The sequence below is a fragment of the Sphingomonas sp. M6A6_1c genome, assembly GCF_053345135.1.
The window spans coordinates 36,342-50,260 of record NZ_JBKEZO010000002.1 but is presented as its reverse complement, the minus strand read 5'-3'; the positions used below and the strand labels follow the sequence as shown (position 1 = coordinate 50,260).

Annotated in this window: 8 protein-coding genes; 6 read left to right on the top strand and 2 right to left on the bottom strand. The window is 69.5% G+C overall.

Annotated elements, in window-relative coordinates; all coding sequences use genetic code 11:
- Nucleotides 1-32 precede the first annotated feature (32 nt).
- Nucleotides 33-947, bottom strand: a complete 915-nt coding sequence (locus ACLBWH_RS03290) for a LysR substrate-binding domain-containing protein (protein WP_447796770.1) — start codon at nt 945-947, stop codon at nt 33-35.
- Here ACLBWH_RS03290 and ACLBWH_RS03285 point away from each other — a divergent pair.
- From ACLBWH_RS03285 to ACLBWH_RS03260, 6 genes are all read left to right on the top strand, one after another.
- Nucleotides 946-1,122: a hypothetical protein gene (locus ACLBWH_RS03285; protein WP_322847704.1), complete on the top strand. Its 177-nt coding sequence runs from the start codon at nt 946-948 to the stop codon at nt 1,120-1,122. The two genes, ACLBWH_RS03290 and ACLBWH_RS03285, sit on opposite strands and share 2 nt — an antisense overlap.
- A complete protein-coding gene (locus ACLBWH_RS03280; protein WP_447796768.1) occupies nt 1,119-4,319 on the top strand; it encodes an efflux RND transporter permease subunit in 3,201 nt (1,066 codons plus the stop codon). The genes ACLBWH_RS03285 and ACLBWH_RS03280 overlap by 4 nt, the downstream gene beginning before the upstream one ends.
- Nucleotides 4,312-5,487 (top strand): efflux RND transporter periplasmic adaptor subunit, encoded by a 1,176-nt coding sequence (locus ACLBWH_RS03275; RefSeq protein ID WP_447796767.1) that lies wholly within the window; start codon nt 4,312-4,314, stop codon nt 5,485-5,487. The genes ACLBWH_RS03280 and ACLBWH_RS03275 overlap by 8 nt, the downstream gene beginning before the upstream one ends.
- Nucleotides 5,474-6,871: an efflux transporter outer membrane subunit gene (locus tag ACLBWH_RS03270; RefSeq protein WP_447796765.1), complete on the top strand. Its 1,398-nt coding sequence runs from the start codon at nt 5,474-5,476 to the stop codon at nt 6,869-6,871. The genes ACLBWH_RS03275 and ACLBWH_RS03270 overlap by 14 nt, the downstream gene beginning before the upstream one ends.
- 192 nt (nt 6,872-7,063) lie before the next feature.
- Nucleotides 7,064-10,027, top strand: coding sequence for a TonB-dependent receptor plug domain-containing protein (locus ACLBWH_RS03265; RefSeq protein WP_447796763.1), 2,964 nt, complete (start codon nt 7,064-7,066; stop codon nt 10,025-10,027).
- Nucleotides 10,028-10,141: 114 nt separating this feature from the next.
- Nucleotides 10,142-11,965 carry a DUF885 domain-containing protein gene (locus ACLBWH_RS03260; protein ID WP_447796761.1) on the top strand — a complete coding sequence of 608 codons (1,824 nt, stop codon included), beginning with the start codon at nt 10,142-10,144 and terminating at the stop codon, nt 11,963-11,965.
- A gap of 287 nt (nt 11,966-12,252) precedes the next feature.
- On the opposite strand, the gene ACLBWH_RS03255 is transcribed toward ACLBWH_RS03260, so the two are convergent.
- Nucleotides 12,253-13,887: a M28 family peptidase gene (locus ACLBWH_RS03255; protein WP_447796759.1), complete on the bottom strand. Its 1,635-nt coding sequence runs from the start codon at nt 13,885-13,887 to the stop codon at nt 12,253-12,255.
- Between the last annotated feature and the right edge of the window lie 32 nt (nt 13,888-13,919).

The window sequence follows — 13,919 nt, the reverse complement described above, 5'->3', positions numbered from 1 at the left end:
GGAATTTTGCCAACCCTGAATGTCGATCCGGGTTAGGCCGCGACGGCGTGATCCGCGGCAAGGCCTTCCTCGACGATCGCGATGAAATGGCGGCAGGGCAGGGTGGCGGAATGGCGATGGTGGATCAGCCACATGTCGGTGCGCGCCTGCGGGTCGAGCAGCGGCAGATAGGTGAGGCCGGTCGACTGGAGCGCGCATAGCGACGCCGCGACGATCGTCACGCCGACCCCGGCGGCGACGAGGCCGAGCAGGGTCGAGGCTTCGCCGACCCGTTGCGCGATCACCGGCTCGTTGCCGCCCTCGCGGATCATCGCGAAGATGCGGTCGCTGAAACAGCCGCTGCGGTCGCGGCCGTAGACGACCATCGGCTCGCCGGCGATGTCCGCCAGCCGCAGCGCGGTGCGCGAGGCGAGCGGATGGTCGGCGCGCATCGCGACGAACAGCCCCTCGCTGAGCAGGCGCGTCGCCGCGACCCCCTCGGGCAGCGCCGGCGGGCCGACGTGGCGGACGAAGCCGATGTCGAGCGCGCGGCTCTCCACCGCATTGATCTGGTCGGGTGCCCCCATCTCGGTCAGCGCCAATTGCACGTCGGGATAGGTGCGGCGGTAGGCGTTGATCGCCAGCGCGACCGGCTGGATGAACGGCGCCGATGGATTGAAGCCGATCGACAGCGCGCCGATGTCGCCGCGCGCGGCGCGGCGGGCGATCTCCACCGCGCGGTCGGCCTGGCGGATCGTCTCGCGTGCGGCATCGAGGAACAACGTGCCCGCGGGGGTCAGCGCGACGCGGCGGCTGGTCCGCTCGAACAACCGCACGCCGATCTCCTCCTCGAGCTGCCGGATCTGCTGGCTGAGCGGCGGCTGCGAGATGCCGAGCCGCGTCGCGGCGCGGGCGAAATGCAGGTCGGAGGCGACCTGGATGAAATATCGGAGATGGCGGAGTTCCATGATCCATATCTACTACGTCTCAATGCGGCGTAAACCGATATTGGACAAGCGCGTGGTTAACCGCGCAATCGCTGCGGTGCAGCAACGGTTGCGCTGCGGTTCGAAGCCGATGGAGCAGGTCGTGTCCCACGCTGCGTTGAGAATGCCCGTCGCCCCGGCGCAGGGGCGGCCATGATCGGTCTCGTCCGCACCGCGCTGGCGCGCCCGCTCACCTTCGTGGTGATGGCGATCGTGATCGGCATCGTCGGCGTGCTCGCCGCGCTGCGCACCCCGGTCGACATCTTTCCGGACATCCGCGTGCCGGTGATCGCCACCGCGTGGCAATATAGCGGCCTGTCGCCGGACGAGATGTCGGGGCGGATCATCACCCCGTTCGAACGCGTGCTGACCACCACGGTCAACGGCATCGATCATATCGAAAGCCAGTCGCTGCCCGGCATCGGCGTGGTGAAGATCTATTTCCAGCCCGGCGCCGACATCCGCACCGCCACCGCGCAGGTGACGTCGGTCTCGCAGACCGTGCTCAAGCAGCTCCCGCCCGGCATCACACCGCCTCTGGTGCTCAACTACAGCGCCTCGACCGTGCCGATCGTCCAGCTCGCGCTGTCGGGCAAGGGCCTGTCGGAGGGGCAGATGTTCGATCTGGCCAGCAACCAGATCCGCCCCGGGCTGGTGACGGTGCCGGGCGCGGCGATCCCCTATCCCTCGGGCGGGCGGCAGCGGCAGATCCAGATCGACCTCGATCCGCAGGCGTTGCAGTCGAAGGGGCTGTCGGCGCAGGACGTCGGCAATGCCATCGCCGCGCAGAACCAGATCAACCCGGCGGGCTTCGCCAAGATCGGCGGCTTCCAATATGCGGTGCGGCTGAACAACGCGCCGGGCAGCGTCGAGGAACTCAACAACCTGCCGATCAAGGTCGTCGGCGGCGCGACGATCTACATGCGCGACGTCGCGCACGTCCGCGACGGCTCCGCGCCGCAGACCAACGTCGTCCACGTCGACGGCGCGCGCTCCGTCATCATGACCGTGCTGAAGAACGGCGCGACCTCGACGCTGGCGATCGTGCAGGGGATCAAGGATGCGCTCCCCAAGCTGGAGGAGACGCTGCCGCCCGGGCTCAAGATCGTGCCGATCGGCGACCAGTCGCTGTTCGTGAAGGCGGCGGTGGAGGGCGTGGTCAAGGAAGGCGCGATCGCCGCGGCGCTGACCAGCCTGATGATCCTGCTGTTCCTCGGCTCGTGGCGCTCGACCGTCATCATCGCGATCTCGATCCCGCTGGCGATCCTCGCCGCGATCATCGGCCTGGCGATCACCGGCAATACGCTCAACACGATGACGCTGGGCGGCCTCAGCCTCGCGGTCGGCATCCTCGTCGACGATGCGACGGTGACGATCGAGAACATCAACTGGCACCTCGAACAGGGCAAGCCGGTGCGGACCGCGATCCTCGACGGCGCCGCGCAGATCGTCACGCCCGCCTTCGTCTCCCTGCTGTGCATCTGTATCGTCTTCGTGCCGATGTTCTTCCTGCCGGGGGTCGCCGGCTTCCTGTTCGTGCCGCTGGCGCTGGCGGTGGTGTTCGCGATGATCGCCAGCTTCATCCTGTCGCGCACGCTGGTGCCGACGATGGCGATGTACCTGCTCCGCCCGCACGGCGCCGGCGACGATCACGACCAGCATAGCGCCGGCACGCCGCAGTCGCGCAACCCGCTGGTCCGCTTCCAGCGCGGGTTCGAGACGCGGTTCGAGGCGATCCGAACCCGCTACGGCGGGCTGCTCGAACGCGGACTGGCGACGCCGCGGCCGTTCGTGATCGGCTTCCTCGCCGCGACCTTGCTGTCGTTCCTGCTGGTGCCGTTCCTCGGCCAGAATTTCTTCCCGGCGGTCGATGCCGGCCAGATGGCGCTGCACGTCCGTGCGCCGGTCGGCAGCCGCATCGAGGATACGTCGGCGCAGTTCGACCGGATCGCGCACCGCATCCGCCAGATCATCCCGGCGAACGAGCTCGTTTCGGTGGTCGACAACATCGGCCTGCCGGTCAGCTCGATCAACACCACCTACAACAACTCGGGGACGGTGGGGCCGCAGGACGGCGACATCCTGATCCAGCTCGCCGAGGATCATGCGCCGACCGCCGATTACGTTCGTATGCTGCGCGAGAAACTGCCGCGTGATTTCCCGGGCGCGACCTTCTCGTTCCTGCCCGCCGACATCACCAGCCAGATCCTGAACTTCGGCGCGCCCGCGCCGATCGACATCCAGGTGGCGGGCAAGGATGCCGCGGCCAATGCCGCTTATGCCCGGCTGATCCTGCGCCGCATCCAGGCGATCGCCGGCGTCGCCGACGCGCGCATCCAGCAATCGGCGCGCTATCCGCAGCTCGACGTCGCGGTCGATCGCAGCCGCATCGGCCAATACGGCCTGACCGAGCGCGACGTCACCACCAGCGTCGCCAATTCGCTCGCCGGCACGTCGCAGACCGCGCCGGTGTTCTTCCTCAATCCGGAGAACGGCGTCTCCTATCCGGTCGTCGCGCAGGCGCCCGAATATCGCGTCGGCTCGATCGACGATCTGTCGAACATCCCGGTGTCGGGCGCCACCGGGCCGGCGCAGGTGCTCGGCGGGCTCGGCACGATCCGGCGCAGCACCGCCGCGGCGGTGATCTCGCATTATAATATCGCGCCGGTGGTCGACATCTTCGCCACCCCCAACGGCCGCGACCTCGGCGCGGTGTCGGGCGACATCAAGGCCGTGCTCGCCTCGCTCGAGGGGCAGGCGCCCAAGGGCGCGACGGTCACGCTGCGCGGCCAATATGCGACGATGAACAGCGCCTTCTCCGGCCTCGGCTTCGGTCTGATCGGCGCGGTGCTGCTGATCTACCTGCTGATCGTCGTCAATTTCCAAAGCTGGCTCGATCCCTTCGTCATCATCACCGCATTGCCCGGCGCGCTCGCCGGGATCGTGTGGATGCTGTTCGTCACCGGCACGACGCTGTCGGTGCCGGCGCTGACCGGCGCGATCATGTGCATGGGCGTCGCCACCGCCAATGCGATCCTCGTCGTCAGCTTCGCGCGCGAGCGGCTCGCCGAGCTGGGCGATGCGACCGCGGCGGCGCTGGAGGCGGGGATGACCCGCTTCCGCCCGGTGCTGATGACCGCGCTGGCGATGATCATCGGCATGCTGCCGATGGCGCTGGGGCTGGGCGAGGGCGGCGAGCAGAATGCGCCGCTCGGCCGCGCGGTGATCGGCGGATTGCTCGTCGCGACCTTCGCCACCTTGTTGTTCGTACCCGTCATCTTCAGCCTCGTGCACCGCCGCCGCGCCGCGGCCACCGCACCGGAGGCAAACCGTCTGGAGGAAGTCCATGGCTGAGCAGGAGGCCGCGCCGCGCGGCGGCAAGCCGCTGCGCCCCATCGTGATCGGCGCGGCGTTGCTCGCGGTCGGCGTCGCCGGCGCCGGCATCGCGATCCGCTCGCGCGCCGAGCACCGGCTCGCCAGCTGGACCAATGCGCAATCGACGCCGGCGGTGACGGTGCTGCACCCGGCGGCGGTGACGGCGCAGGGCAATCTGTCGCTGCCGGCGGCGTTGCAGGCGCTCAACAGCGCGCCGATCTTCGCGCGGACCAGCGGCTACGTGCGGCGCTGGTACGTCGATATCGGCGATCCCGTGCGGGCTGGGCAGGTGCTCGCGGTGCTCGACGCGCCCGAGGTCGACCAGCAGCTCGCCGCGGCGCGCGCCAATCTGCAGACCGCGCAGGCCAATCGCCAGCTCGCCGCCTCCACCGCGACGCGCTGGCGGACGATGCTCGCCGAGGATGCGGTGTCGAAACAGGAGACCGACGAGAAGATCGGCGATCTCGCCGCCAAGACCGCGGTCGCCGAGGCGGCGCGTGCCGACGTGTCGCGGCTGCGCTTCACGCAGGGGTTCACGCGGCTGGTCGCGCCCTTCGCCGGCGTGGTGACGAGCCGCGCCACCGATGTCGGCGCCCTGGTCACCGCCGGCACCGCGGGATCGACGCCGTTGTTCACCGTCGCCGACGTCAGCCGCATCCGCGCCTATGTCCGCGTGCCGCAAAGCTATTCGGCGCAGGTCCACCGCGGCCAGCACGTCACGCTGGCGCTGCCCGAATATCCCGGCCGCCGCTTCGATGCCGAGCTGACGCGCACCGCCGATGCGGTCGATCCCGCCTCGGGCACCGTGCTGGTCGAGGTGCAGGCGGCCAATCCCGATCGCGCGCTCAAGCCCGGCGCCTATGCGCAGGCGAGCTTCCCGCTGGCGAGCGGCGGCAATGCGCTGACGCTGCCGGCAAGCGCGCTGATCATCGGCCAGAAGGGGACGCAGGTCGCCGTCGCGGGCCGCGACGGCAAGGCGCATCTGCGCACGATCACGATCGGTCAGGACCGCGGCGCGACGGTCGAGGTGAGCGCCGGGCTGAATCGTAGCGACGACGTGATCGACAACCCGCCCGATTCGCTCGCCGAGGGTGATCCGGTGCGCGTGACGGGCACAGCCAAGGCGCCGGTCGATGCCAAACACTAGGAGCCTGCTCGCCACCGTCGCCGCGCTGGCGGTGACCGCCTGTTCGACCGCGCCCGACTATCGCCAGCCGACCGCGGCGACGCCCCCTGCGTTCAAGGAAGCGGCGGGCTGGCAGACGGCGGGCACCGCGGTGCCGCCCGCGGGCAAATGGTGGCAGGCGTTCGGCGACGCGACGCTCGACGGCCTCGAGGAGCAGGTCGCTGGCGGCAATTTCGATCTCGCCGCCGCCACCGCGCGCTACGAACAGGCGCGCGGGCTGGTCCGTCAGGCCCGGTCGGACCTGTATCCCGAGATCGGCCTGGGCGCGTCGGCGGGGCGCCAGCGCGTCTCGGCGGGACGGCCGCTGTCGCCGACCGATTCCGCCGCGACCTATTCGGTGGCGACGGTCGGCCCGTCGCTCGATTACGAGGTCGACCTGTTCGGCCGTGTGCGCAATTCGATCCGCGCCAACACCGCAGCGGCGCAGGCGAGCGAGGCCGACGTCGCCGGCCTGCGGCTCGGCTTGCAGGCGCAGCTCGCCACCGCCTATTTCGACATGCGCGGGCTCGACGCGCGGATCGTGCTGTTGCGCGAGACGGTGACCGCGTTCGAGCGCGCCTTCCGCCTCACCGACACGCGCCATCGCGGCGGCATCGCCTCCGGCATCGATGTCAGCCGCGCGCAGAGCCAATTGTCGAGCGCGCGGGCGGAATTGTCGTCGGTGGCGATCGCCCGCCAGCGCGACGAACATGCCATCGCCGTCCTCACCGGCCGGCCGCCCGCCGAAGTGACGATCGCGGTGGTCGATCGCCAGCTCGCACCACCCGCGATTCCCGCCGGCCTGCCCTCGACGTTGGTCGAGCGCCGCCCCGATATCGCCGCGGCCGAACGCCGCGTCGCCGCCGCCAATGCGCGGATCGGCGTCGCCCGCGCGGCGCTGTTCCCGTCGCTGACGCTGGGCGCCTCGGGCGGTTTCCAGGCGGCGACCGGCGCCTTGTTCAGCGCGTCCAACACCTTCTGGGCGCTCGGCCCGGTCTCGGCGGCGCTGGCGGTGTTCGATGGCGGGCGGCGGCGGGCGGGCGTCCGCATCGCCCGCGCCGACTATGACGAGACCGTCGCGACCTATCGCCAGACCGTGCTCGACGCGTTCCGCGAGGTCGAGGACGATCTGTCTGCGCAGCGCCTGCTCGCCGCGCAGGAGAAGGACCAGCACGTCGCCGCGGACGCCGCGGCGCGCACCCGCGATCTCGCGCTGACCCGCTATCGCGACGGTGCCGCGGATTATCTCGACGTCGTCACCGCGCAGACCGCCGCACTCGACGCGCAGCGTGCGCTGCTCGACCTGCGCAGCCGCCAGCTGCAGACCGCGACCGATACGATCCGGGCGCTGGGTGGCGCGTACTGACCGGTCGAAATGTCAGTGATGGTGTCGCATCTTGGCAACACGATGCAATAATCTGAAACACGAGGGCTTTTACGGGTTCCTCCGGACACCGCAGGACGGCTAGCAGCGCCGCACGCGCAGGACATATTTGCTGTCCTTCCTGTCAGTTCGTTCGAGGGTTCCCGTATGAAGTTAGCGTATCGCCATCGCCTGATGGCCTCCACCCTCTTTGCCGGCGCGCTCGTCGCCGGTCCGGTCCAGGCGCAGGACACGGCGCTGCCCACGCAGGGAACCCCGGCGCAGACCACCAACGATCAGGCGGCCAGCCCCGCGGCGACCGGCGTGACCCCCGCCGCCGACGACAGCGCGCAGGCCCCCGATCAGGGCGATATCGTCATCACCGGCTCGCGCATCGCCTCGCCCGCCGCCGCCTCGGCGTCGCCGCTCCAGGTAATCGGTGCCGAGCAGATCCAGCAGCAGGGCGCGATCAACGTCCAGGAAGTGCTGTTGCAGAATCCGTCGTTCGGTACGCCCGGCATCAGCCGCACCAATTCGAGCTTCGCGACCCAGGGCGCGGGCGCCGCGACGGTCAACCTGCGCAACCTCGGCGAGGACCGCACGCTGGTGCTGGTCAACGGCCGCCGCTTCGTCTCGGGGCAGCCGGGCAGCCAGGCGGTCGACCTCAACGTCATCCCGACCCAGTTCATCGACCGGGTCGACGTGCTCACCGGCGGCGCCTCGGCCGTCTATGGGTCGGACGCGGTCGCCGGCGTCGTCAACATCATCTACAAGAAGAATTTCGAGGGGCTTCAGGCCGACGGCCAGGTCGGCATCTCGCAGCGCGGCGACGGCTTCGACCGTCAGGTCAGCCTGCTCGGCGGCAAGAATTTCGCCGACGGCCGCGGCAACATCATGCTCTTCGGCAGCTATTCGAAGCAGGGCACCGTGCTGAAGCGCGACCGCTCGACCGAAGCCGGTTCGAGCGCGGTGGATTCGACGAGCAACGACGTCTATCCGAACGACCCCTTCCGGCCCTTCCTTTCGACCTACGCACCCGGCGGCCGCGTTCGCGCAGGCGACCAGACGTTCAGCTACAACACCGGCTCGCTGGTCGATTGCACCGATGGGGACTGCGGCGGCTTCAACCGGTCCGACTATCGCTATCTCGCGGTGCCCGTCGAGCGCTACGTCGCCGCCGGTCGCGCCAATTTCGAAGTGTCGCCGGCCGCCAATCTGTGGGTCGAGGGCAATTACGCCAAGACCAAGGTCAACACCGTCATCGAGCCGTTCCCGCTCGATTCGACCTTCGGCGTCGTTGGAGCGACCGACCGCGTGCCGATCCAGACCGTCGTCGGCGGCACGACCTACCGCAATCCCTTCGTGCCGGACACGATCTTCAACGCCGCGACCGATACGGACGGCGACGGCCTGAAGGACGTCTCGTTCGACCGCCGTCTCGCCGATTTCGGCAATCGCACCAGCTCGGCGGATCGCGACCTGTTCCGCGTCGCGGGCGGGCTCAACGGCAGCTTCGCCGGTGATCGCTGGAGCTACGATGTCTACGGCATCTACGGCCAGAGCAAGGAGCATCAGGAAGGCACGGGCCAGTTCGACACCCGCCGCTTCCAGCAGGCGCTGAACGCTTATACCGATCCCGCCACCGGCCAGGCGGTCTGCGCCGACCCGGCGGCCCGCGCCGCCGGCTGCGTTCCCGCCAACATCTATGGTGTCGGCACGCTGGCACCGGCCGCGGGCTATCTCGCCGTGCCGACGACGCTGGATGCCAAGGTGACGCAGACCGTGTTCGGCGGCAACGTCACCGGCAAGCTGTTCTCGCTGTTCGGCGCCGACCCGGTCGGGGTCAACATCGGCACCGAATATCGTCGTGAGACCAGCAGCAACAGCTTCGATCTGCTCACCCAGCAGGGGCTGAACGGCAACAACGCGCTGCCCGCCACCAGCGGCCGCTTCCACGTCTGGGAAGGCTTCGGCGAGGCAATCGTCCCGCTGATCAAGGACAAGCCGTTCTTCCATTCGCTCAGCCTGCGCGGTGCCGTGCGCGTGTCCGACTATTCGACGGTCGGCACGACGTTCAGCTACAATTACGGCGGCGAATGGGCGCCGGTGGAGGACATCCGCTTCCGCGTGATCAAGGCACGCTCGGTGCGCGCGCCCAACATCAACGAGCTGTTCCAGCCCGCGCAGCAGGATTTCCCGAGCGGCCTGCTCGACCCCTGCGCCGGGGTGACGCTGGCGTCGACGGGTACGCAGGGCACCCAGTGCCTCGCCGCCGCCGGCGTCCGCGCCAACATCGCCGCCAACAACGGCACCTTCACCGTCAGCCAGTCCGACCGGCAGGGCATCACCAGCTTCGGCAGCGGCAACACCGGCTTGCAGGAGGAAAAGGGCGACAGCTTCACCGCCGGCGTGGTGATCAACCCGCGCTCGATCAGCGCGCTGCGCAATTTCGTGCTGACCGTCGATTACTTCAACGTCCAGATCAAGGACGCGATCGTCTTCACGCCGCTGCAGTTCACGCTGGCGCAATGCTACAACCAGGGCAATCAGGACTATTGCAGCCAGGTCGTCCGCCGTGCCGCCGCGCAGGGCGGCAACAGCGCCGGCTCGATCGATCAGGTCAATTCGACCTATCGCAACAGCGGCGGCACCAAGACGTCGGGCGTCGACACCACGGTGACGTGGCGCCAGAACCTCGCCAATTGGGGACTGGACGGTACGCTCGGCCTGCGCGGGTCGTACACGCATCTGATCTCGGGCTATACCGTGCCCGTACCGGGATCGGACCGCGATTATTTCGCCGGCGAGATCGGCGCATCGCGCGACCGCTTCACGATCAACGGCTCGTACGACATCCAGGGCGTCGGCCTGACCGTCACCGGCACCTGGCTCAGCCAGGCGAGCGTCGACGATCAGCTCACCGGCGAGCGGCCTGGTTCGGACCCGGCGGTCCGCGTCCGTCCGCAATTCTACCTCGATTCGCAGCTTCGCTTCCGCACCGCGGACAAGTTCGAATTCTTCGTCGGCGGCGACAATCTGCTCGACAACAAGCCGCCGTATATCGCGGACATCGGCTCGTCGGCGGGGCAGGACACCGATGCGGGCACCTACGATCCGCTCGGCCGCCGCTATTATGCGGGCGTGCGCATCTCCTATTGAGGACGCACGGATCGGACGGGGAAGGCTGGCTTTCCCCGTCCGATCTGCGGGCTTGCGCCGCCGCATGATCGTCGCCTAGCCTTCGGACGTCTCCTGTTTCGAAGGGCTATCGGCATGGATCGTCGTCTGTTTCTCACGTCCGGTGTCGCTGCTGCGGGACTGGGCATCGCACCGCGAATGGTGTTCGCGCAGGGCGTGACGCCGCCGCCGGCCGCGGCGGCGCCGGGCGACGCGCGCCTCACTGCCGCCTTCGATCAGGTGCTCGCCGCGACGGTCCAGGCCGCGCCCGAATTCGCCACCTCGCTGGGCCTCGACACCGGCGCCAATGCCGGCCTGCGCCATACGCTGGGCGACAACAGCTATCGGGCGATCGCCGACGATCTCGCGCGCAGCCGCCGCGCCCGCGCGCTGGTCACCGCGGTCGATCCCGCATCGCTGTCGGCTAGGGCGCGGATCGATCGCGAGGTCGTGCTCTACAACATCGAGTCCAACATGGTCGGCCCCGAGCGGTTCGGCCTGTCCTCGCCGCAGGGGCCGTATCCGATCTCGCAGCAGGACGGCGTCTATTTCTCGCTCCCCGATTTCCTCGATTCCACCCATCCGGTGAAGACCGCGGACGATGCGCAGGCCTATCTCGACCGGCTCGCGCTGATGGGCCGCCAGCTCGACAACGAGAGCGAGGTGCAGCGTCGCGAAGCCGCCAAGGGCCGGCTGGCACCCGATTTCTCGCTCGATCTGGCGCTCGGGCAGATGGTCAAGCTGCGCGCCCCCGCGGCGGCGGACAGCCAGCTCGTCCAGTCGCTGGTCCGGCGCGCCACCGCCGCCAACATCGCCGGCGACTGGCAGGCGCGCGCGACGCGCATCGTCGAGACGCAGGTCTATCCCGCGCTCGATCGCCAGATCGCGCTGATCCGCCAGCTCCGCGGCTCGGCGCGCGACGCGGCGGGCATCTGGGCGATCCCCGAGGGCGATGCGATCTACGCCGCCGCGCTGGCGCAGGCGACCACCACGTCGCTGTCGCCGGCCGAGGTGCATCGCATGGGGCTGCAACAGGTGGCGGAACTGACCGCGCAGCTCGACACCATCCTGCATGCGCAGGGGCTGACCCAAAACACCGTCGGCGCGCGGCTCGACCAGCTCAACCACCAGCCGGCGCAGCTGTTCGCCGACACCGACGCGGGCCGCGCCGCCCTGATCGGCAGCCTCAACGCCGGCGTCCGTGCGATGCAGGCGAAATTGCCGCAGGCGTTCAGCAATCCGCCGGGTGCGCCGCTGGAGATCCGCCGCGTCGCACCGGAGATCCAGGACGGCGCGCCCAACGGCTATTATTTCCGCGCCCCGCTGGATGGGTCGCGCGCCGCCATCTATTGGATCAACCTCAAGAGCGTGAACGACTGGCCCAAATACACGCTGCCGAGCCTGACCTATCACGAGGGCGTCCCCGGCCACCATCTGCAGATCTCCACCGCCCAGCGTGCGCCGACGCACATCCTGCGCAAGATCGCCTTCTTCAACGCCTATCTCGAAGGCTGGGCCCTGTACGCCGAACAGCTCGCCGACGAGCTGGGCGGCTATGCCTCGCCGGTCGAGCGCGCGGGCTATCTCCAGTCGTTCCTGTTCCGCGCGGCGCGGCTGGTGGTCGACACCGGCATCCATACCAAGCGGTGGACCCACGATCAGGCGACCCGCTACCTCGTCGAGACGGTGGGCTTCGCCCCGGGGCGCTCGCAGCGCGAGGTCGAGCGCTATTGCGTCTCGCCGGGGCAGGCGTGCAGCTACAAGATCGGCCACGCCGCCTGGCTGCGCGCGCGCGACACCGCGCGGCGGATTTCGGGCAATAAATTCGATCTCAAGCACTTCCACGACGTGCTGGAGGCGGGGGCGATGCCGCTGTCGATGCTGGAACGGATCGTCGAGGAGCGCGCGCGGGCCGTCTGATGTGAGCGCTGGAGCTTGACGACGCGACGCGGGCCCGGCGGTGTTGGGTGTGTGGAAGTGGCTTGAGTCTCAAGGTACTTCGACAGGCTCAGGGCAAATGGGTTGGGGGAGCCTCACATCATGACGATCGAGGATGCCAATCCTTAGCCCGGATCGACATTCAGGGTTTCGGAGCAAATTCCTCCCCCTGGCGGGGGAGGAATCTCAGTGAAGGTCGATCCGGCTTATCCCTCAACGCCACTGCGCCAACATCCACCCGCCGCCCGCGGGCTGAGCCATCGATCCCCCTAGCGCCCCGCGCGCTCGGCGGCACTCGTATCGCGGATCGCCTTGAATTCCGAACCGGGCCGCCATGCCGGCCAGGCATCGCCGTTGGCGAGGTCGAAACCGATGCGGCGGAGCAGGTCGACATCCGCTGCCGCGCCGTCGAGCCGCCAGTCGCGCGACCAGGCATCGCAGGTCTGGTGGTAACAGCGCATATAGCCGTCGAGCCATTGCTGGCCCGCCGCGCGCCCGCCGGTGACGAGGTCGGGCGCGCCGCTGATCGCCATCAGCAGCAACGTCGGCACGCCGCGCCGCGCCAGCGAGAAATGGTCGGCGCGGTAGAACAGGCCGCGCTCCGGCAGCGCCTCCGGCGTGACGGTCCGCCCCTGCGCCGTCGCCGCCGCGGCGAGCTGGTCCTCGAGCGCATTCTGCCCTGCGCCGACGAGCAGCACGTCGCGGGCCGGGCCGGCGGTCTGGAGGATGTCGAGCGTCAGGTTGGCGACCGTCCTGGCGGCGGGATAGACCGGATGCGCGGCATAGGTCTCCGATCCGAGCAGCCCGCGCTCTTCGCCGGTCCACAACGCGAAGACCTGCGTCCGCGCGGGGCGGGGGGCCTTTGCCGCGGCGCGGGCGATCGCGAGCACGCCGGCGGTGCCGAGCGCGTCGTCGTTCGCGCCCGGTCGCACCGTCCGGCCGGAGGCATCGGGCGCGCCGATGCCGTAGGCGTCCCAATGCGCGCCGTAGAGGATCGTCTCGTCGGGCCGCGTGCGACCGGTCAGCTTGGCGAGGACGTTGCGGCTCTGCGCGCGCGTCACGGTGACCGGCAGATCTGTGGCAAAGCCCGTGCCCGGCAACGCGACCGGCCGGAAATCCGCCCGTCGCGCCGCCTTGCGCAATTGCGCGAGGTCCAGCCCCGCCGCGGCGAACAGCCGCGTCGCCGCGCCCCCCTCGATCCAGCCCTGCAGCCCGATCCGCGGGGCGGCCGGATCGGCGACGTCGTAATTCTCGCCGCCGGGGGCGGTGACCGTCGCCCAGCCATAGCCCGCGCCGGGCGCGTCGTGGACGATCAGCGCGCCGACCGCGCCGCGCCGTGCCGCCTCTTCGAACTTGTAGGTCCAGCGGCCATAATAGGTCATCCGGCGATCGCCGAACCGGTCGGCGGCATCGTCGCCGGCGGTCGCCTCGAAATCGGGATCGTTGATCAGGAAGACCGCGACCTTGCCCTTGAGGTCGACACCCTTGAAATCGTCCCACTGCCGTTCGGGCGCGGAGACGCCGTAGCCGACGAAGACCAGCGGCGCGTTTGCGATCGTCGCGCGTGCCGCCGGGCGGACGGTCGAAAGATAGACGTCGCGCCCCTGCGTCCAGGCGGTGCCGTTCGCCGTCACCGCACCGGTGCCCAATTGGGTGCGGATCAGCGGCACCGGCTGCGTCCAGCTTCCCCCAGGGCCACCCGGTTCGAGCCCCGCCGCCTTGAACTGGTCGATCAGCCAGGCGACGGTCTTTGCTTCGCCCGGCGTTCCCGGCGCACGCCCCTCGAACGCATCCGATGCGAGCACCTTGACGTCGGCGGAGAGGCGCTCCGCCGGAATCTGCACGGGGGCGGTGGTCGCGGCGAGCAGCGGCAGCGCGGCGAGCGCGGCTATGAGACGGGTCATGACGGGCCGATCCTGAAATTGGGTGCGAGGGT